This window comes from Flavobacterium soli DSM 19725, from assembly GCF_000422705.1.
GTDB lineage: Bacteria > Bacteroidota > Bacteroidia > Flavobacteriales > Flavobacteriaceae > Flavobacterium > Flavobacterium soli.
On record NZ_AUGO01000008.1, the window covers coordinates 251,338 to 271,565 of the forward strand.

At 43.0% G+C, this 20,228-nt stretch carries 15 protein-coding genes and 1 pseudogene; 10 read left to right on the top strand and 6 right to left on the bottom strand.

Going from position 1 to position 20,228, the window contains the following annotated elements; translation table 11 throughout:
* Positions 1-64: 64 nt before the first annotated feature.
* The 6 genes from G508_RS0111840 (at position 65) to G508_RS0111870 (ending at position 8,042) form a co-directional block, all read left to right on the top strand.
* Positions 65-733 carry a hypothetical protein gene (locus tag G508_RS0111840; protein WP_026705523.1) on the top strand — a complete coding sequence of 223 codons (669 nt, stop codon included), beginning with the start codon at positions 65-67 and terminating at the stop codon, positions 731-733.
* 30 nt (positions 734-763) lie between these two features.
* Positions 764-1,291 carry an NADPH-dependent FMN reductase gene (locus G508_RS0111845; RefSeq protein WP_026705524.1) on the top strand — a complete coding sequence of 176 codons (528 nt, stop codon included), beginning with the start codon at positions 764-766 and terminating at the stop codon, positions 1,289-1,291.
* Between the two features lie 3 nt (positions 1,292-1,294).
* Positions 1,295-1,969: a TIGR02117 family protein gene (locus G508_RS0111850; protein WP_026705525.1), complete on the top strand. Its 675-nt coding sequence runs from the start codon at positions 1,295-1,297 to the stop codon at positions 1,967-1,969.
* A 74-nt stretch (positions 1,970-2,043) separates the two neighbouring features.
* Entirely contained in the window at positions 2,044-3,033 is a 990-nt protein-coding gene (locus G508_RS0111855) for a transglutaminase domain-containing protein (RefSeq protein ID WP_026705526.1), read from the top strand.
* A 346-nt stretch (positions 3,034-3,379) separates the two neighbouring features.
* The gene (locus G508_RS0111865; RefSeq protein WP_026705528.1) at positions 3,380-5,233 is read left to right on the top strand and encodes a DNA topoisomerase IV subunit B; all 1,854 of its coding nucleotides are present in this window, start codon (positions 3,380-3,382) and stop codon (positions 5,231-5,233) included.
* A 103-nt stretch (positions 5,234-5,336) separates the two neighbouring features.
* On the top strand, positions 5,337-8,042 hold the full coding sequence (locus tag G508_RS0111870; RefSeq protein WP_026705529.1) for a DNA gyrase/topoisomerase IV subunit A: 2,706 nt from the start codon (positions 5,337-5,339) through the stop codon (positions 8,040-8,042).
* A gap of 61 nt (positions 8,043-8,103) precedes the next feature.
* Here G508_RS0111870 and G508_RS0111875 read toward each other — a convergent pair whose 3' ends face one another.
* From G508_RS0111875 to dinB, 6 genes are all read right to left on the bottom strand, one after another.
* Positions 8,104-8,514: a hypothetical protein gene (locus tag G508_RS0111875; protein ID WP_026705530.1), complete on the bottom strand. Its 411-nt coding sequence runs from the start codon at positions 8,512-8,514 to the stop codon at positions 8,104-8,106.
* Between the two features lie 309 nt (positions 8,515-8,823).
* Positions 8,824-10,206 carry an exonuclease domain-containing protein gene (locus G508_RS0111880; RefSeq protein WP_026705531.1) on the bottom strand — a complete coding sequence of 461 codons (1,383 nt, stop codon included), beginning with the start codon at positions 10,204-10,206 and terminating at the stop codon, positions 8,824-8,826.
* A 31-nt stretch (positions 10,207-10,237) separates the two neighbouring features.
* Positions 10,238-10,864 carry an alpha-ketoglutarate-dependent dioxygenase AlkB family protein gene (locus tag G508_RS0111885; protein ID WP_026705532.1) on the bottom strand — a complete coding sequence of 209 codons (627 nt, stop codon included), beginning with the start codon at positions 10,862-10,864 and terminating at the stop codon, positions 10,238-10,240.
* The gene (locus G508_RS0111890; RefSeq protein WP_026705533.1) at positions 10,851-11,297 is read right to left on the bottom strand and encodes a DUF1810 domain-containing protein; all 447 of its coding nucleotides are present in this window, start codon (positions 11,295-11,297) and stop codon (positions 10,851-10,853) included. Before G508_RS0111890 ends, G508_RS0111885 begins: the two co-directional genes overlap by 14 nt.
* A 19-nt stretch (positions 11,298-11,316) precedes the next feature.
* Positions 11,317-14,379, bottom strand: coding sequence for a DNA polymerase III subunit alpha (locus G508_RS0111895; protein ID WP_026705534.1), 3,063 nt, complete (start codon positions 14,377-14,379; stop codon positions 11,317-11,319).
* 8 nt (positions 14,380-14,387) lie between these two features.
* Positions 14,388-15,596 (bottom strand): DNA polymerase IV, encoded by a 1,209-nt coding sequence (dinB, locus tag G508_RS0111900; protein WP_026705535.1) that lies wholly within the window; start codon positions 15,594-15,596, stop codon positions 14,388-14,390.
* A 97-nt stretch (positions 15,597-15,693) separates the two neighbouring features.
* Between dinB and G508_RS19845 the strand changes: the two genes are divergently transcribed.
* The 4 genes and pseudogenes from G508_RS19845 to G508_RS20410 form a co-directional block, all read left to right on the top strand.
* Positions 15,694-16,461: an XRE family transcriptional regulator gene (locus G508_RS19845; protein ID WP_084625969.1), complete on the top strand. Its 768-nt coding sequence runs from the start codon at positions 15,694-15,696 to the stop codon at positions 16,459-16,461.
* Between the two features lie 537 nt (positions 16,462-16,998).
* Positions 16,999-18,657 carry a helix-turn-helix domain-containing protein gene (locus tag G508_RS19585; protein ID WP_051197586.1) on the top strand — a complete coding sequence of 553 codons (1,659 nt, stop codon included), beginning with the start codon at positions 16,999-17,001 and terminating at the stop codon, positions 18,655-18,657.
* Between the two features lie 279 nt (positions 18,658-18,936).
* Positions 18,937-19,422, top strand: coding sequence for a T9SS type A sorting domain-containing protein (locus tag G508_RS0111915; protein ID WP_026705537.1), 486 nt, complete (start codon positions 18,937-18,939; stop codon positions 19,420-19,422).
* A 69-nt stretch (positions 19,423-19,491) separates the two neighbouring features.
* Positions 19,492-20,228: pseudogene (locus G508_RS20410) on the top strand (hypothetical protein); the annotation flags it as partial.

Below are 20,228 nucleotides of genomic sequence, written 5' to 3' on the forward strand. Positions count from 1 at the left end.
TGAAACTATTTAAGTTTCACTTTTTTTTTGAAATAAAAAAAATGGCTCAAAATTTGAAATGTTAATGAAAACTAAAATCATGAAAAAATATTTTTTATTTTTAGCAATAGTAATGCTTGTTTCTTGCAAGGAAGTTCCTCTAGAAAACAATATTTATTTTGAAGATCCACAACCTATTAATGATTCGGAACTTGCTAAAATTCCTTCTAAGTTTATTGGGGAATATTTAAATGATGATTCACTCAAGTTAAATATCACAGACGAAATAATTAGTTACACTAATAATTTTAAGATTAGTATTCATAAATCAGAATTGGACTCACTAAAAGATGAACTGGTTTATAAGGATGGCAAATTCATCGAAAAAAAGACTAACACAGTTTTAGAAAATAAAATCTTTGGAGATTCGATTGAATTTAATATAAAAGATGTTGATACAGTTTTTAAATTTTCAGATTTTCAAAAAGCAAAAAGAATCAATGGAAAATTGATATTGAGTAAAAAAGATTCCCTCTATTGGCAAATTGAAATCCTAACTTTAAACAAAAATGTTATAACGATAGAAGAATTAAGAGCCGATTCTGATATTATGGCAATTGATTCTCTTACAAAGATCAAGGCAAAAGAAATTGATAGAAATAATTATATTGTAAAACCCTCTAGGAAAGAATTTTCAAAAATTTTGAAATTAAAAAAACTAGGATATAGTTCTACTTTTAGAAAAATAAAGTAAATTACATATCAAAATAGAAAATACACATTTATGAAAATTATCGCATTCGCCGGAAGTAACAGTTCAAAATCCATTAATAAAAAATTAGCAACGTATGCTTCAAGCCTTTTCAAAAATGCCGAAGTAGAAATTTTAGATTTAAGAGATTATCAAGCACCACTTTTCAGTGTAGATATCGAAAAGGAAATTGGTCAAGCCAAAGAAGCACTTGCCTTTTTAGAAAAACTTAAATCAGCCGATATGTTGGTTATCTCATTAGCCGAAAACAACGGAAATTATTCAACAGCTTTCAAGAATATTTTCGATTGGTGTTCCCGAATTGAAAAAGATGTATTTCAAAAGAAACCAACACTTTTGATGGCAACTTCGCCAGGAGGAAGAGGAGGAAAGAGTGTCTTGGAAATAGCCCAAACTAATTTGCCTCGCTTTGGGGTAGACATAAAAGCTATATTTTCACTGCCAAGTTTCAATGATAATTTTGATGTCGAAAACAATACAATTTCAAATCAAGAATTGGATAAGGAGTTGAAAGAGATTGTAGCTAATTTGGAATTTTAGAAGTTGAAAAAAGCCTTTAAAATATTCGGAAAAATTCTTTTGGGACTCGTTGTTTTTGTAGTGCTATATCTCCTTTCGGCTTTAATTTTATCCAATATCAAGGTAAATTCAGATGATCCAGATCCAAAAGAAGAAGTCACGATTTATATCAAAACTAACGGAGTTCACACCGATATTGTAGTTCCAATAAACAATGAATTCAAGGATTGGAGCGAGAAAATACAATTTTCCCATATCAAATCACAGGATTCCACGATGCAATATATCGGTTTTGGTTGGGGAGACAAAGGCTTCTACCTTAACACTCCTGAATGGGCAGATTTAAAATTCAGCACCGCTTTTAATGCTGCTTTCTACCTCGGTACTTCCGCCATGCATGCCACTTTTTACAAGCAAATACGTGAATCCGAGAACTGTGTCAAAATTAAAATCAGCAAAGCTGAATATCAAAAATTAATAGCTTATATCGAAACCAGTTTTCAATATGACAAAGACGGAAACCCACTTCTGATTAATGCTACAACTTATGGTCAAAACGACAGTTTTTATGAAGCCAATCGAAAATACCATCTGTTTTACACCTGCAACACTTGGGCAAACAATGCCTTGAAAGCATCGGGTCAAAAAGCCGCACTTTGGACACCATCCGACAAGGGGATTTTTTGCCATTATCAATAATTTGGAAATTATAATGTTTTATTAAAACTTTCAGGATCAATTGCAATGGCAGGATTATTGTCAATTTTTCAAGAATGAAAAAAATACAATCAACCCTTCGTATCATATTTCTAACAATACTATTTCTACTAACCAATACTCTTGTTGCACAGGATTATTCTCAGGTAGATCAAATCGTTAGCAAATACCCAAAATCCTATTCAAAAGCGGAAGATCTTGCCGATAAAATCAACATAGATTTTACCAAAGAAGAGGAAAAAGCACGAGCTATTTTCTATTGGATTGCCACAAATGTCAAGTATGATGTCAAGGCCTATTTCAGTCAGCGAAACGACCGTCCGGTTGCATATTCCTTTAAAAGTCAGGAAGAAAAATTGGCAAAGCAACGCCAATTTAAACTTGATTTTGCTCTAAATGCCTTGAAATCCAAAAAAGCAGTCTGCCAAGGCTATACGGCTCTTTTTGATCATTTGGCAGCACTCACAAATCTCGAAAGCGTTACCGTGACAGGAACCTCAAAAACGAATCCAACACAAATAGGAAAACTCCCAAGAGCCAGTGATCACGCTTGGAACGCCGTTAAAATCAATGGCGAATGGAAACTCGTAGAACCCACTTGGGCTTCAGGAGTTGTCGATGGTGCAAAGCGAATTTTTATACCTAAATTCAATGATGGCTATTTTTTTACACCGCCACACATCTTTGCTTTCACGCATTTTCCAGATGATAAAAAATGGCTTTTGGGCAATTTAACAGAACAGCAATTTGCTGAATCACCTTTATATTATGGCGAATATATTCAAGCGAGCTATACCATTTTAAGTCCGAATACAGGAATTTTCGACCTTAAGAAATTTAATGTAGTACCGTTCAAAATTGAAAATCTCAACCCCGAAGATCAAGTAACGTATGTTTTCAGCCGTTTCAAAAAAGTAGAGCTTCCCGTTCTAAAACGCAATGGCAAAAACACCGAATTTAACATCCAGCTTCCCAGTAATGCAACAGGTTATCTAACGATTTATATCAATAATAAAGGCATAGCTGTTTATAAGATCATTCGTTAATTTTTAGGGCCTATTTCCAGCTTTCCATTGCAAGTCCTCATTCCAAAAGCTTTTTTTCCAAGCCACAAAAGGTCCCGAAGCTTCGGGACCGCTGGTCGCTCTTTTGTGTCAGAAAAAAATAGCTTTTGGAATTCCGGGCTTTCCATTTCTCCCGAAGCTTCGGGACTGGGGCAGCTTCGCATTCGGAAACATAATTCAAGAATGAAACCATTTTCAATCCCCAATCTAAAATCTGCAATCTAAAATCTAAAATTACTTGTCAATATCCTTCTTAATAACTTTACTATTTAGTCCTTTCATTTTTCCAGCCGATACTGTATATTAGCACAAATTCGATAGTTTTAAAATGGCAGAAGAAAATCAGTATAACGAAGACAATATCCGTTCATTAGATTGGAAAGAACACATCCGAATGCGTCCTGGAATGTACATCGGGAAGCTGGGTGACGGGTCTTCTCCCGATGATGGTATTTATATTTTGCTTAAGGAAGTCATCGACAACTGTATCGATGAATTCGTTATGGGTGCCGGGAAAGTCATCGAAGTAACCATCAAAGACAAAATGGTAACCGTTCGCGATTACGGTCGTGGAATTCCTTTAGGAAAAGTGGTCGATGTAGTTTCTAAAATGAATACGGGAGGAAAATACGACTCAAAAGCCTTTAAGAAATCGGTTGGTTTGAATGGAGTTGGTACGAAAGCTGTCAATGCTTTGTCTAATTTTTTCCGTGTAGAATCTGTTCGCGATAACCAGCAAAAAGCAGCAGAATTTTCGGCAGGAAACCTTACGATAGAAGAAGACGTTCAAGAAACAACCAAACGGAAAGGTACAAAAGTTTCGTTTGTAGCCGATGAAGCCATTTTTAAAAACTATAAATACCGAAACGAGTACATCATCAAGATGCTCAAGAATTACTGTTATTTGAATCGTGGTTTAACGATTTATTATAACGGTGAAAAATACATTTCTGAGTTTGGATTAAAGGATTTACTGGAAGAAACCATCTCAGAGGAAGACATGCAATATCCAATCATTCATCTTGAAGGAGATGATATCGAGGTTGCTGTAACTCACAGTAAGTCACAATATTCGGAAGAATATCATTCGTTTGTTAACGGACAAAATACAACCCAAGGGGGAACCCATTTGGGAGCTTTCCGCGAAGCGATTGTAAAAACCATAAAGGAATTTTATAACAAGCCTTTTGAAGCTTCAGATATCCGGAAATCGATTGTTTCGGCAGTTTCCATAAAGGTAGAAGAACCTGTTTTTGAATCACAAACCAAGACCAAATTGGGATCGACAGATATTGGTCCGAATGGTCCATCGGTTCGAACTTTTATCAACGATTTTATCAAAAACAAACTGGATAATTTTTTACATAAGAATCCAGAATCAGCCGATTTGCTGTTGCGAAAAATCCTTCAAGCCGAACGTGAACGAAAAGAGTTATCAGGCATCAGGAAATTGGCCAAAGACCGTGCGAAAAAAGCCAGTCTGCACAATAAGAAATTACGAGATTGTAGAGTGCATTTAACCGATGCCAAGAATCCGAGAAGTTTAGAAAGTACGCTTTTTATTACCGAGGGAGATTCGGCTTCGGGTTCCATTACCAAAAGTCGTGATGTCAATACACAAGCAGTTTTTAGTTTGCGAGGTAAACCGCTGAATTCCTACGGAATGACCAAGAAAATTGTCTATGAAAACGAAGAGTTCAATTTGCTTCAAGCAGCTTTGAACATCGAGGAAGACATGGGCGATTTGCGTTACAACAACATCGTGATTGCAACCGATGCGGATGTCGATGGAATGCACATCCGATTATTGTTGATTACTTTTTTCTTGCAATTTTTTCCAGAATTAATCAAGGATGGACATTTGTATATCTTGCAAACGCCTTTATTTAGGGTTCGAAACAAAAAAGAAACCATTTATTGCTACAGTGATCAGGAACGTGTGGATGCCATCGAAAAATTAAAGCCAAAACCCGAAATCACACGATTTAAAGGTTTGGGAGAGATCTCGCCAGACGAGTTCAAGCATTTCATTGGTGAAAGTATCAGGCTCGATCCTGTGATGTTAGATAAAGCCACACCAATCGAGACCTTGCTGGAGTTTTATATGGGAAAAAATACTCCCGATCGACAGGATTTTATTATTAATAACTTGAAGGTGGAATTGGATGTGGTGGAGAAATAATGTTGAATTGCAATATTCAATTTTTTAAAAATTAGACATAAAATTTAAAGTTTAGTAAGTAATACACTTTTAAACTTCTAAGCCTTAAACTTTTAAACTTTATATGAAAGACGAAGAAGACGATAACATCATCCCAAACGAAGACGAAAACAGCGAATCATTCGAAACTCCTGCAGAGGAAGCTTTTGAAGACGTAATTCGTCCTTCATCAGGAAGTCATTTTTATGAGAATAATGAAAATCCAGAAGATACCATTACCAAAGTAACAGGTATGTATAAGGATTGGTTTTTGGATTATGCTTCCTACGTAATTCTGGAACGTGCTGTTCCTGCGATTGAAGATGGTTTCAAGCCAGTTCAACGTCGGATCATGCACTCGATGAAGGAGTTGGATGACGGTCGATACAATAAAGTGGCCAATATTGTGGGACATACAATGCAGTATCATCCTCACGGAGATGCCAGTATTGGTGACGCAATGGTGCAAATTGGTCAGAAGGATTTGATTATTGATATGCAGGGAAACTGGGGAAATATCCTGACAGGGGATAGTGCCGCTGCTTCTCGATACATCGAGGCTCGAATTTCTAAATTTGGTCATGATGTGTTGTATTCTCCAAAAATTACGCAATGGGGAATGTCCTATGATGGTCGTCGAGCAGAACCTATAAATCTTCCGGTAAAATTCCCATTGCTTTTGGCCCAAGGTGCCGAAGGTATTGCCGTTGGTTTATCCACGAAAGTGTTGCCACACAATTTTAACGAACTGATTGATAGTTCGATCAAAATATTAAAGGGAAAACCTTTTACTTTATTTCCAGATTTTCCAACTGCAGGAATTGCCGATGTGTCGAATTATAATGATGGTATGAGAGGCGGAAGGGTTCGCGTTCGTGCCAAAATTGGGCAGCTCGACAAACAAACGTTAGTGATTACGCAAATTCCATTTTCGACCAATACTTCAAGTTTGATTGATAGTATTTTGAAAGCCAATGAGAAAGGAAAAATAAAAGTCAAGAAAATCGAAGACAATACGGCTGCCGAAGTTGAGATTTTGATCCATCTTCCGCCAGGTGTTTCTCCTGATAAAACCATTGATGCTTTGTATGCTTTTACAGCTTGCGAGACATCAGTTGCACCTTTGGGTTGTGTTATTGAAAATCATAAGCCGTTGTTTATTGGGGTTTCCGATATGTTGAAGATTTCGACCAATCGAACGGTTGATTTACTGAAACGCGAACTCGAAATTCAACTCGATGAACTCGAAAACAAATGGCATTTTTCTACTTTGGAAAAGATCTTCATTCGGGAAGAAATGTACATTGATTTTAAATTGTATTCTGATCGTGAATCATTATACAAATACATGTATGACCGTTTTGAACCCTTTTCGAAATCATTTGTCAGGGAAATCAATGATGATGATTTGCAGAAATTGACCCAGATTCCGATGATTCGTATTACCCGTTTCGACTCGGACAAGGCGGATGATGCGATTGCAAAACTGGAGGCCGAGATGGAACAGGTGAAATACCATTTGGATCATATCATTGATTATACGATTGATTTCTTCCAAAAATTAAAAGACAAATACGGAAAAGGTCGTGAACGTCAAACCGAGCTTAGAAGTTTTGATAATATCGAAGCTACAAAAGTGGTTTTACGAAATACAAAACTGTATGTAAATAGGGAAGAAGGTTTCTTTGGAACTGGTTTGAAAAAAGATGAATATGTTGCCGATTGTTCCGATATTGATGATGTTATTGTTTTTCTTCGGGATGGAAAAATGATGGTGGCAAAAGTCGATGACAAGAAGTTTGTAGGGAAAGACATCATCCATATTGCCGTTTTTGATAAAAATGACAAGCGAACGATTTATAACATGATGTACCGTGACGGAAAAAGCGGTCCAACTTACATCAAACGATTCAATGTTTCGGGTGTTACACGTGATAAATTCTACGATTTGACACAAGAAAAACCGGGTTCACAAGTGTCCTATTTTTCTGCAAATCCAAATGGAGAGGCCGAGGTGGTAACCATTTTGCTACGACAAGTAGGAAGTGTGAAGAAATTAAAATGGGATTTGGATTTTACTGATATAGCGATAAAAGGTCGTGCTTCGAGGGGAAATACGGTTACAAAATATCCTATTAAGAAAATCGAATTGAAGGAGAAAGGAATTTCGACTTTACGTCCTCGAAAGGTATGGTTTGATGATACGGTTCAACGACTCAATGTGGATGGAAGAGGGGAACTGTTAGGTGAATTTAGGCCAAATGACCGACTTCTAATTATCAATCAATCGGGAAAATTGAAAACGATTATTCCAGAATTGACTACGCATTTTGACGAAGATATGGTAGTTTTGGAAAAATGGATTCCGAATAAGCCAGTTTCTGCGATTTATTTTGATGGTGAAAAAGAGAAGTATTTTATCAAACGATTCCTGATTGAAAATGAAAATAAGGAAGAGATTTTTATAAGTGATCATCCAAAATCACAGCTAGAAATTGTTTCTACGGATTATCGTCCTGTTGCCGAAGTGATTTTTGCAAAAGTAAAAGGCGTTCAGAAAGAAAATCAAGTTATTGATTTGGAACAATTTATAGCTGTAAAAGGGATAAAAGCGATTGGAAACCAATTAACAGCCGATAAATTGAAGCAGATCAATCTTTTAGAACCACTTCCTTATGATCCGCCTGTAGAAGTTGTTCTAGAAGAAATTCAAGTTTCGGGCGAAGTGAATCTTTCGGATGACGATATTCAACTTGATGACGATGGTCAAATCACATTGAGTTTAGATTAATAAAAAGGGGGAATGTACAATTTTATACATTCCCCTTTTTTTTGCTATTAACTTCCAAATTTTAATAAGAATTTGATGGAAGACGGTGCCTGACAAGCGAAGATTTCATAAACATTCTAATAATTACTTCCTCTTTGGGGTTCCATTCTAAGATGATGGCATTCCTATCATGGGGATCGCTCTGTTGGCTTTCCCATTCGATGACATAGCATCCTGCCGTATTTTTTTCTTCCTTTAATTTATCTGCAAGGATTGCAATGGTTTCTAAAGTAGAAGTAGGGAGGAGATCATTTTCAAGACTGTTCAATTCGGCAAAAAGGAGGTCGTTTAGTTTTGAATGGTATTCATGATAGCCTGCTGTCCTAAATTTTTCTACAATTTCCGATTGTCGCGCTTCATAGGAATACTCTTCTTCGGGGCTGCAACTGATGAGAAGGAATAAAAATGCTGCAAATGGAAATAGGGTTCTCATGATGGGGTATTTTCAATTGGAATGCTTTCGGGATGCCTAGATCTTGATACACTTTAATTGCCTTTTGTTTGAAAAGGCCGGCACCAACAAATGGAGCAAGCCAGCAACTGATAGCGATAGGAGTAGGGGTGAAAGCATATGCTGTAGATTTTTGATGGATGATTTTAGTTAGAACGCCAAACTTTGCAAATTGTTACATGGGAATTGTATTTTTCTGAAACCCTCCCATTTTGGACATTAGGGTGGCAACAGGGTAGCACGGAATAGGTGATAGCGTAGAAAGCCTGTCGATTGGCTGCCGGCAAATAGCTATTGGGGGCTTGCCTTTTTATGGTGCACTACCTTTCTCGGATTTTTTTCCGCATAGGCACGGATCAGCTGCATGATGTAGTGGTTGCTCTTGTATCGGATGAGCTGCTCCCTCAGTTCCAGGGGCCCCGAAAACCCGATAGCGGTGTCAAAATATCCCATCCCGAAGAATGCCCCTTCTTCAACCCAGATGCAGCTTCTTTCCTGGGGATGGCGTCCCTTGTCGATGATATGGAAGTTCGGCCGCTCCTCCAAGAGGAACTGGATGGCATTCTCGACCTGTTCATTGTGCTGTTCGGGGTCTGGTAGCGCAAGGTCGGCATTGGCAGCCGCAAATATCCCTTCTGCTGGCAGCCCATACTTGCAGAACCTGTAATCGATGTTGAACTTTTCCGCAAGCCCCCTCAATGCGTTGGTGCCTTCGTATTCATTGCTGAAGGTCTGGAGGCAGTTCTGGAACTTGCCCAGTTTCCCTATGGCAAGGTATTGGTAACCGTTCCTTGCTTCATAGCGGTAGAGTCCGAATTTGGCTTCATGGCGTTTCAGGGCCCTGTTATATTTTGGCCACAGTTTCCTTATCTCGGAGCATTCCAGCAGTAGTGCCATCAGTTCGGTGCCACAGGTCTCGAAGGAAATGGCATGGATGTCTTTTAAAAAATTTTGCCTTTGCTGCGTTACACTGTTGCCACTGAAATGGGAGGCAACCCGTTTTTTGATATTGATGGCTTTCCCCACATAGATTACGTTGCGTTCCTGGTCGTAAAAATAGTAGATGCCGGGTGTTTCGGGCAATCGCTCGAAATCTTGCGGAGGGAGGTTGGGAGGCAGGCGTTGGTCCTGTGCCGTCTTCTTGATCATGTTCTGAATGTGGCCTTCCCTGTCCGCTTCCAGCAGCAGGCCAAACAATACGGCCGTAGCATCGGCATCACCTCCGGCACGGTGCCTGTTTTCAAGGTTGATCCGCAGCGAATGGCAAAGCTTGCCAAGGCTGTAGGAGGCATGGCCGGGCAGGATCTTCCTTGCGGCACGCACGGTACAGAGTTTCCTGGCGGTCCAGTTGAAACCGGATTCCTTCAATTCGTGGCGGACGAACGAATAGTCAAAATTGACATTGTGGGCTACGAAGACGCGGTCGGAAAGGAGCTCAAGGACCTTCTCAGAGATGCTTTCAAAGATGGGGGCATCCCGCACCATCGCATTGTCGATGCCCGTCAGGGCAAATATGGCCGGAGGTATGTCCTTTTGCGGATTGACGAGTGATTCCCAGCGGTCGATGACCCTTGTGCCATCGTGGATAAGGATGGCAATTTCGGTAATGCGGCTTCCGCCTGCATGGCCGCCGGTGGTTTCTATATCTACTATTGCATACTCCGCTTTTCTCATGTTGCTGTATAACGTGGTACCATGGTTATTATTATTGGGAACGGTTCACTTTTCGGAACGTCAGATTGATCCTGGGCAGGATGTCTCGCGCTGTCTTGGGTACCTGGTGCTGCCAGAAGCTGTTTGTGGTACCTGCCATCAGGAGAAACGAGCCATGGTGCAGGGGAATCGTTACCTGCTGCAAATCTTTCCTGTACTTGTGACGGAGACGGAACAGGCGGGTTTCGCCAAAACTGACCGAAGCAATGATGGGATCTGGTCCCGATTGGTCTGTGCGGTCGCTGTGCCATGCTACGCCATCTTTGCCGTTGCGGTACAGGTTCAGCAATACGGCATTGAATTCAAGGCCCGTTTCTTCCTCGACCTTCTTCCGGATGGCCAATAATTCGGGTGTCCAATCTGGACCTTCTGGGTTGGCACCTGTATTGCACTTGTCTTCATACCACGCAATCATGCGGGGTGCCGTAACGGTCTTGTCGAAGATTTCCATCTGGTATTCCCGCCATGGGGTCGTGTGCAGGAACGTGCTGTAATAATGGTCGGATGCTTCCTTTGTGATAAAGTCGTCTGCCAGCATCAGGTCGGCATCGGGAAGGTCGAATGTTTTCTTGCCTCCCTTGCCTGATGTAAACAGTTGGGTGTCTTCAAATAATGTCATGCCCTGGCTTTTTTCGTGATAGCAATTTTAGTGTCCTTTCATCCTCTTTTCCGTCAAAATACCGTTCCAGCACGGCAGTAAAGACAGGATGGGCCTTTTCGGTCTGGGCAAATAATGTCATGGAAGACCTGAGCTTCAGGTCATCCGGATGGCCCAATACCTCCTTGGCGGATACCGTGGGAGTGCTCAGGAGTGCTTCGCTGATCTGGACAAGGTGCCTGCCTAGGACAGGATGTGCCAAAAATTCGGCAGCTTCTTGCAAATCGGCTAGGGCATAGAACTTTGAGGTCTCGCTTTGTCCCAAACCTTCCAGTTGCGGGAAGATGAACCACATCCAATGGGTTTCCTTTCGGCCTTTCTTGATTTCCGCCAATGCCGTGAGGTACGTCTGATTCTGTGCATCCAGAAATCGTTTAAAATGATATTCTTTCATGTTTTCTTGCTAAGGTTAATCAAATTTGTTTATTCATCTTCTGCCTTGGCAGGTTGATCTCATGTTCCTGTGGATAGGGTTTTCGCTGTGTCATGCTGATGTCCTCCCGTATCTGTTGCTGTGCTTGGAAGCGCTTTTCATCGGTGGCGGAATAGCGGGGGTCAGGAATGAACGGCATTTTTGCCATTTTTGATATGGTAACGGTAGGGAAGTGGTAGTCCACTTCGACATGGCCCAATAGCAGATAGCAGCCTCCTCCCTGGAAGGGATATTTCGTTAGGCAGTCGGCAAAATGGGCCGTATCGAAGAACTCCCCCTGCGCATCGATCCAGGTTCCGAAAAACATGTCGCCCATTTTTGTAGGTACGTGCTTTCGGGAAATAAGATAGGCTAGCATCCTGACGGTTTTCTTGTGGTGCCTTTCCAAATCTTTCGCCATCACATCTCCTCTGTAAGGGGTTTGCAATAGGTTGAATGGCGTAACGGAAACAGGGAAATTCAACAGCTCAATTTCGTCAAACGCATCTTCAAATGGAGAACGTTCCAATACAGGCAATTTGTATTCCTTGACGGGTTCTTGCAATAACAGCATCGAACGGTTTTCGGGTTTGAAATTGACCATGATCAATCGGGCTATGATGAGCAATTCGTTCTTTCTTTTTCCTGTAAAGCGGAAGGCTCCAATGAAAATTAAGGTCTGTATCCCTTCAATCCCTATGGGTATCCTGTTGATGAAATCTTCCAATGACTGGTATGCGCCATGCTCTTTCCTTTCGCTTTCTATATGCAGGGCTACTTTTGCTTCCAAGCTTTTCAGATGCTGGAATCCTAGGTAGATGTTTTTTCCGTATAATGTAGTCTGGTAGTCGCTTGTGTTGACACACGGATTGTGAATTTTTCCACCTGACATTTTTGCTTCGTGTATATAGACCTCTGTCCGGTAGAAGCCACCAAAGTTGTTGATTACTGCCACCATAAATTCCAAAGGGTAATACGTCTTCAGGTAAAGGCTTTGATAGCTCTCTACTGCATAGGAGGCAGAATGTGCCTTGCAAAACGAATAGCCTGCAAAGGATTCTATTTGTCTGTAAATTTCTTGGCTCAGCGGTAACGGATGTCCCTGTTTTTCACAGCAGGCAAAGAAGTTGTCCTTTACTTTTTGCAAGGCCGACTTGGAACGACCTTTGCCGCTCATGGCTCGTCGTAAGATATCACCGTCGGTGGCAGCAACGCCCCCATAATGTAAGGCTATTTTTATTACATCCTCCTGATACACCATGATACCGTAGGTTTCACCCAACTGCTCCTTGAATACGTCATGGAAATAGTCGAACCTGTCGGGATGATTGTGCCTGAAGATGTATTCCTTCATCATTCCCGATTGTGCAACTCCTGGACGGATGATGGAGGAGGCCGCTACCAATACCTTATAATTGTCACATTTCAGCCTTCGAAGCAGGCCTCGCATTGCAGGACTTTCGATATAGAAGCAGCCGATAGTCTTGCCTTGGCTTAAAAGCGCGTTGCATTTGCGCTCGTCTTTTGATAGGGAAGTATCACGAATATCGACCTCGATGCCCCGATTCTTTTTAATGAGCTTTACGGTATCATCAATATGCCCAATACCACGCTGGCTCAGGATATCGAATTTGTCAAAGCCGATGTCTTCTGCCACATGCATGTCAAACTGTACGATGGGAAATCCTTTCGGTGGCATTTCCAGGGCCGTAAAATTGGTGATGGGTTCTTCCGAAATGAGGATGCCGCAGGAATGCATGCTTCTCTGGTTGGGGTATTTTTCGAGCATCATGCCATATTTCTGGACCAGTTGCACCACCCCGTTCCTGTGATGCGTCTTCATCGGATTCTTGGCCAATTCATCCAGTTCTTCCTTGGGCAGGCCAAACACCTTTCCCACTTCACGGAAGATGGAGCGGTACTTGAATTCCACATTCGTCCCGCAGAAGGCAACATGGTCCCTGCCATATTTTTCAAAGATATAGGTCAGGATGGTGTCCCTTTCCTTCCAGGACCAGTCGATGTCAAAATCGGGAGGGGTCTTGCGGTTCAGGTTCAAAAATCGCTCAAAATACAAATCGAGTTCTAAAGGGCATATGTCGGTTATGTCAAGACAATAGGCAATGATGCTGTTGGCACCGCTTCCCCGGCCGATATGCAGGAAGCCTTGGCGGATGCTGTATTGCACAATATCCCATGTGATAAGGAAATAGCCGCTGAATCCTAATTCATCGACTACCTTGAGTTCTTTTTTTACCCTTGCCCTTGCTTCTTCATTATCAGGACCATAACGGCGGATCATTCCTTTATGGGCAAGCTTGGTCAGTAACCTTATATCCTCTTCCTTGTTGGCTGTATAATGTTTCTTGTTTTTGGGCGTATCAAAATCGTATTCAAAATTGCACTCGCTTACGAGGGTTTCCGTGTTTTGGATAATCTGTGGATAAGGACTGAATCTTTTGAGGAGGCTTTCATTTGGAAACATTATATCCGATAGTTTGCAATGGTCGGCTTCCTGAAGCTTTGAGCCTATGATATTGAGGTCAATGGCCCGCAGTATCTTATGGAGATTGAATTCCTTCTTGCTTCGATAGGTAACGGTTTGCAGCATCACCATCTTGCACATCCTATTTTTCCAGGCAGGATGGTAGAGCGTGGGTAACTGTTCGGCAGTTATTCCGATAAATTCATTTTCTTTTAAACTTTCAGGTACATTGTCAAGAGGATATAGGATCATCACATTTTCAAAAACAGGGGCATGTCCTGGAAGCGGGGTATCTTCAAAGTTGTGATGGGTGAGGAGGCGGTTCATTTCCCCGATTCCTTTCCTGTTTTTGGCCAGGCCAATATACAATTGTTTCCCACTATTGCGGAAGTCGATCCCAGCCAGTGGCTTTATGTGGACGCTTTCACAGGCCTTTGTAAAATCATAGATGCCAGTTACGGTATTGATATCGGTCAACGCCATGGCCTTCACGCCAAATCTAACAGCCTGTGCCACCAACTCCGTGAGTGGAATCGTGCCGTAGCGGAGCGAATGGAAGGAATGGCAATTGAGATACATGGAATTTGTTATTTGTTATTTGGAATTTGTGATTTGGAATTTGGAATTTGTGATTTGGAATTTGGAATTTGTGATTTTGAATCTAGTCCTCCGCAACGCATAACGGCATCATACCCGAAGCGGTTCTTGATCCTGTCCATCGCCTGGTACAGGGCGATCATCTCTTCCGTATCCTCGAACAGGTTGATCTGATACGTTCCCCTTGCCAACCCTGTAAAGGAAACACCGACCAGCCTGATACGCATACGGCGATTGTACAATTTATGGAACAGTTCCAAAGCAAGCTTTCCCAAAATGTGATCACAGGAAGTATAGGCAACCTTCCGCTGCTGGCTTTCCGTGTCAAAATTGGCATACCGGATTTTGATGACCAGCGTAGAAACCAGCCATTGTTCAGAACGTGCCTGGTAGGCAAGTTTCTCTACCATTCCCAAAAGGAGGGAATGCACCTGCTTGATATCGATGGTGTCTTGCAGGTAGGTATGTTCGGTTGAAAGGGATTTCCTTTCGGTGTAGGGTTGTACGGGCGTATGGTCGATCCCGTTTGCCTTCTTCCACAATTCCAATCCGTTTTTCCCAATGATGCTTTGCAGTACTTCCGCTGGCGTTTCCGATAATTTTTCAATGTTCCGGATGCCCAATCGCGATAGTAAGTTAAATGTTACCTCTCCAACCATCGGGATCTTTCGAATAGATAGCGGATTGAGAAACGGTTGTACCTTGTTTTGGGGAATCTCTAGATTTCCTTTGGGCTTTCCTTCTCCTGTAGCAATTTTCGAAACCGTTTTGTTTACAGACAAGGCAAAGCTTATGGGCAATCCGGTTTCTTTGGTAATGGTCCGCATGAGCTCGCTGGTCCATTTGTAGCAGCCATAGAACTTGTCCATTCCTGTCAGGTCCAGATAGAATTCGTCAATGCTGGCCTTTTCCACCAGGGGGGAATTCTCTTCGATGATCTGCGTCACTTCATGGGATTTCTTGGAAAACAGCTCCATGTCGCCCTTTACGATCTTCGCCTGTGGGCAAAGTTGCATAGCCATACGGATCGGCATGGCAGAGCGCACGCCAAAATAGCGGGCTTCATACGAACAGGAGGCAACGACGCCCCTTTCGCCTCCGCCAACGATCAGGGGGATCCCGTTCAGTTCCGAGTGCTGGAGCCTTACGCAGGAAACAAAAAAGGTATCCAGGTCCATGTGTACGATCGAGCGTGTCATGAGTGGTGAATTTTGGGATGGAAATATAAGGTGCAAAGTTAGGACGGATACGCACAGTTTTATGTATATTTGTTGTGACAAATACGCACATTAACTTATGTCTCTATTTTCTGAAAATTTGAAGTACCTGAGAATCAGGAAGGATGTTTCGCAGCAGGTCGTTGCCGATGCAATTGCCATTCCGCGTCCGCGCTATGCAAAGTACGAGGACGGGAAGAATTTTCCCCCACCCGATACCCTGCTGGCGCTGTCGCGCTATTTTGCCATGAGCATTGACCTCCTGCTTTCGGTCGACGTCCGGAAGATTCCTGTAGGTGATCTGCTCAAGCTGGAAAACAACAGGCTCCTGCTCCCCATAACGGTCGATAGCCACGGCAATAACCTGATCGAGGTCGTGACGGAGAAGGCCAGGGCGGGTTACTTGAATGGCTATGCCGATCCCGAATATATCGAGAACCTCCAGCAGGTGGCATTGCCTTTCCTCGGGCCTGGCAAGCACAGGGGCTTTCCCGTGGAGGGGGATTCCATGCCGCCCCACGAACCCGGTTCCATCATTGTCGGCAGGTATGTCGAGAGGCTGGGGGATGTCATGGACGGCCGTACCTATATCCTGATCACCCGGAACGGCGGTATAGTCTACAAGAGGCTGAACAGGAACAGGAAGAATGTGCTGGTGCTGGAATCGGACAACGGCTTCTATCCGCCCTATGAGGTACCGGTCTCCGATATCCTGGAAATATGGGAATACGAATGCAGCATCGGCAGGAGCGATAGGAAACCCGCACCGGCAGGGGACGGCGATCTGAGGGGAATGCTGATGGAATTGAAGCGCGATATGGAGGACGTGAGGAAGCGTCTGGGCTAGGATTCCTCTCAGGCTCCGTTCAGCCTCTTCCCCTTCGGCTGACCCTTTCATCGTTTTCCCTCCTTCACGATTCTGGTACCGCTTATCTTTTATCTGGCGGTAGGGGTTTGGATGGCAGGATAGCCAACTGCAGCATTGCTTCATGGGAAGCGCACCCTAAGCCAGGAAGGGTACGGGAGGTAACGTCAAAAGTAAACACTAAGCAGGGTTTTAAGCAAAAGATTATGAATTTAAATTTAATAGGGAATATAGTTTAAATAATTATTTTTTTTCCTTTTTTTTATTCAATTCGCTAATATTGTAAGTATTTTACTTAGTTTTGTTTTTTCTAACCCCCTCTATGCAGCTCAGCCCCCAAGAGACAAGGTAAATAGTACTTTGATTCTGGAGCCGCACTAAGCCGTATCTGAATACTCTTCTGCTGATAGCCCACGAATCCAACAAGATGGGATTGACAATTATGTGGAACGATTGGATGAATGCGGAGCTGTTAGGATAAGAGTAGGATTTTGCCCCAATTCTGAAACATACACAAAGATGATTAAACAATTGCCCCTGTTTATAGCGATCCTGCTTTCCCTCAATGCAGCAGGACAAGCTAACGCTGTCCATAAGAAAATGTTTGACACTGCCAAGGCATATGCTATGGCAGGCGATATGCGGAAGGCAGAAATGGCAGCAAACGGATTGCTGGAAAGAAGCCTCAAGGAGGATAATGATGAGTATACCGCAAGGTCTTATTTTCTGTTGGGCTACATTAAATATTATGATTCCCGTTACTATCTTTCTAATGAATATTATGCCAAGGCATTGAAATCCAATTTTTCAAGGAAGGATATCCAATTTGCGGAAGCCTGCTATAACAACAGAGGGTCTAATTTTGATTATTTGAATCAGTTGCCAGAAGCCATACAGGAATATCATGCATCGCTGAAGATTGCTGAAAGAAGGGGCGATTCCACCAGTATAGGGCAAACATGGATAAACATTGCATTGTTGGATGCGAGGGCAAAAAGATATGAGGCCGCCGAAAGCCGGACACGCCAGATGTTGTCGTATTTCGGCCGGAAGGGGGATACCGTCAACATGGCACTTTGCTATCAGAACCTGGCCCTGTTTTATAAGGACCAGGTAGAATCACAAAATTCGTTAGGAAGTGGATACAAGGCATTGCAGCTTTATAAGGGGAGTAACAATCAATATGGTGCAGTCAACACCCTGTATACGATTGCCGAAGCCTATCACCAGCTTGGCCGCATTGCCGAATCGAATACGGCACTCGCTGAGGCATTGCGTATCTCACTGGGCGCCAATATGGAAATGGAAGGCATTACCTCCTATATATATTTGCATCTGGCGAAAAATGATATCAGGAAGGGACGCTTTGAAAGTGTCGATGGATACCTTGAAAAGGCCCATGGGCTGATCAGTAGCAGTGGGGTAAGCAATGCCATGGACGAATACTATGTGGTTAGGGGGCAGTACTATGCCAGGATAGGCGATTTCGACGCATATATGCAAAATCAGGAAGCCTATTTGGAGTATGCTGAGCAAATGGAAATCAGTTCTTCGACAGCAACCTACAGGGAACTGGAAACCCTCTACGGATTTGAACGGAAAGAAGCCCAGATAAGGCAGCAAAGGCTGGAAATCACTGGAAAGGATAGGCAAATGTGGGTGTTGGTGATCCTGCTCGCCTTTATAATAGTTGCCTCCCTTATCATTACCTATTACTATTTTAGGATGCGCTCCTATGTGAGAAAGCTATACAGGGCAAGTAGCGAAGACGTGCGTGATGCAATTTTTACCCCCGTAGAGGAGGATGCTACCAATAAATTGGCCAATCTGTATAACAATATCCTGCCTCTCATGGAAAGTGGGCTGTATCTGAAGCCCGGCTTGAATATTGCTGACCTCAGCAAGATCCTGGGGACAAACGACAAGTACATTTCGCAGGCGATTAATAGTTATAGCAATAGCAACTTCAATATATTCCTTAACAGGTACAGGGTAGGCCATGCAAAAAAAATGTTTATTGAGAAGGGAAGTAAGGTGCCCGTTAAGGTGGTAAGCATGGAATCAGGTTTTAGCAGTTACGCCACCTTCTACAAGCAATTTAAAGACCTTACAGGACTTACTCCAAGCCAGTTCATGGAAATGAGCGAGGAGAACCTTAAAAAGGACAATCATTTTTAGTCCAAATACTCAAGGTTAATGATTTGATAGTTAGGTTTTTACTTAATTCTAAAGGTGCTTTTCAGGTTTTGAGAGGCACTTTTTTTATGGCACACAGTTATCTTTTGTTAATTTACTAGGTAGTTCATCTCACTTTTCCTTTGGAGGGTAATCAACTGCAAGCGGATCAAGATGGGGATTCAGGCAGATGAAGAATTCAAGAAAAGAAACAACAGGCAAAATGAATTGATACCCCCAATATCCCCCCCAAACTGCGTAACCAAATAATACCTACTATAAATGAAAAAAAAGTTTACCCTTCTGATTTTTTTTATCGCGACACTGCAGGCACAATCGCTGCACGCACAACAGGGCACGGTAGCCGCCGGAGGTGAAAGCACCGGAAGCGGAGGATCTGCCTCGAATTCGATCGGAGTGCCGGTCTACACTGCCATCAGCGGTAGTGGGGGCGAAGCCACCCAGGGAATCCAGCAGCCCTACGAGATCTATGTGCTCGGAACTGATGAGTTTGAATCCATCAGGCTTTCCGTAAGGGTCTACCCCAATCCCACCGTTTCCACTGCCTACCTCAGTTTTGATTCGCTCGAGTTGGAGAATATCCGCTTTGAGCTCTATGATCTTAACGGAAAATTGCTGAAAGGGCAAAAGGTGACGTCGAGGGAAACACCGATTGCCATGGACCGAATGCCCTCCACAATGTACCTTTTGAAGGTCTATTCAGGGAACCGGACACTAAAAAGCTTTAAAATTTTAAAAAGAGATTAAATGAAAAATATAACTACACTAATCGCATTACTGTTTGCTTCGGTGGTTTTTGCTCAGGCACCGCAAAAGATGAGCTATCAATCCGTGCTGAGAGACGCGGAAGGGGAACTGATTGCCAACAGTCCGGTCGGAATAAGGATAAGCATATTGCAGGGATCTGCTACCGGCACGGCCGTATTCCAGGAGACCCATCTTGTCGGTACCAATACGAATGGTCTGGCAAGCATCGAAATAGGCGTGGGGATTCCCATGGTCGGAACCTTTGGCTCGATCAGTTGGTCCGAAGGCCCTTATTTTATAAAGACAGAAATCGATCCCGATGGAGGAAACAGCTATGGCATCTCGGGAACCAATGAACTCATGAGTGTGCCCTATGCACTGTATGCTGCCAATGGACCTGTGGGGCCTCAGGGTATCCAGGGACCGCCTGGCCTGGATGGTCTTGACGGTCTTGACGGAAACGATGGTCTTGACGGAGCAACGGGTCCAATGGGTCCGCAAGGTCCAGCAGGATTGAACGGAGCTGACGGTAACGACGGTCTTGACGGAGCAACGGGGCCAATGGGTCCACAGGGTCCAGCGGGATTGAACGGAGCTGACGGAAACGACGGTTTGGACGGAGCAACAGGCCCGATGGGACCACAGGGTCCAGCAGGAAACGACGGTCTTGACGGAGCAACGGGTCCAGCAGGAAACGATGGTTTGGACGGAGCAACAGGTCCTATGGGGCCACAAGGTCCAGCAGGAAACGATGGTTTGGACGGAGCAACGGGTCCTATGGGTCCGCAGGGTCCAGCCGGATTGAA

Excerpts from the sequence above, each read along its gene's own strand:
- G508_RS19585 (WP_051197586.1), top strand. The coding sequence starts at position 16,999 with ATGATTAAACAATTGCCCCTGTTTATAGCGATCCTGCTTTCCCTCAAT.
- G508_RS0111875 (WP_026705530.1), bottom strand. The coding sequence starts at position 8,514 with ATGAGAACCCTATTTCCATTTGCAGCATTTTTATTCCTTCTCATCAGT.
- G508_RS0111895 (WP_026705534.1), bottom strand. The coding sequence starts at position 14,379 with ATGTATCTCAATTGCCATTCCTTCCATTCGCTCCGCTACGGCACGATT.
- dinB (WP_026705535.1), bottom strand. The coding sequence starts at position 15,596 with ATGACACGCTCGATCGTACACATGGACCTGGATACCTTTTTTGTTTCC.
- G508_RS0111840 (WP_026705523.1), top strand. The coding sequence starts at position 65 with ATGAAAACTAAAATCATGAAAAAATATTTTTTATTTTTAGCAATAGTA.
- G508_RS0111845 (WP_026705524.1), top strand. The coding sequence starts at position 764 with ATGAAAATTATCGCATTCGCCGGAAGTAACAGTTCAAAATCCATTAAT.
- G508_RS0111915 (WP_026705537.1), top strand. The coding sequence starts at position 18,937 with ATGAAAAAAAAGTTTACCCTTCTGATTTTTTTTATCGCGACACTGCAG.
- G508_RS0111870 (WP_026705529.1), top strand. The coding sequence starts at position 5,337 with ATGAAAGACGAAGAAGACGATAACATCATCCCAAACGAAGACGAAAAC.
- G508_RS0111885 (WP_026705532.1), bottom strand. The coding sequence starts at position 10,864 with ATGACATTATTTGAAGACACCCAACTGTTTACATCAGGCAAGGGAGGC.
- G508_RS19845 (WP_084625969.1), top strand. The coding sequence starts at position 15,694 with ATGTCTCTATTTTCTGAAAATTTGAAGTACCTGAGAATCAGGAAGGAT.
- G508_RS0111865 (WP_026705528.1), top strand. The coding sequence starts at position 3,380 with ATGGCAGAAGAAAATCAGTATAACGAAGACAATATCCGTTCATTAGAT.
- G508_RS0111855 (WP_026705526.1), top strand. The coding sequence starts at position 2,044 with ATGAAAAAAATACAATCAACCCTTCGTATCATATTTCTAACAATACTA.
- G508_RS0111890 (WP_026705533.1), bottom strand. The coding sequence starts at position 11,297 with ATGAAAGAATATCATTTTAAACGATTTCTGGATGCACAGAATCAGACG.
- G508_RS0111880 (WP_026705531.1), bottom strand. The coding sequence starts at position 10,206 with ATGAGAAAAGCGGAGTATGCAATAGTAGATATAGAAACCACCGGCGGC.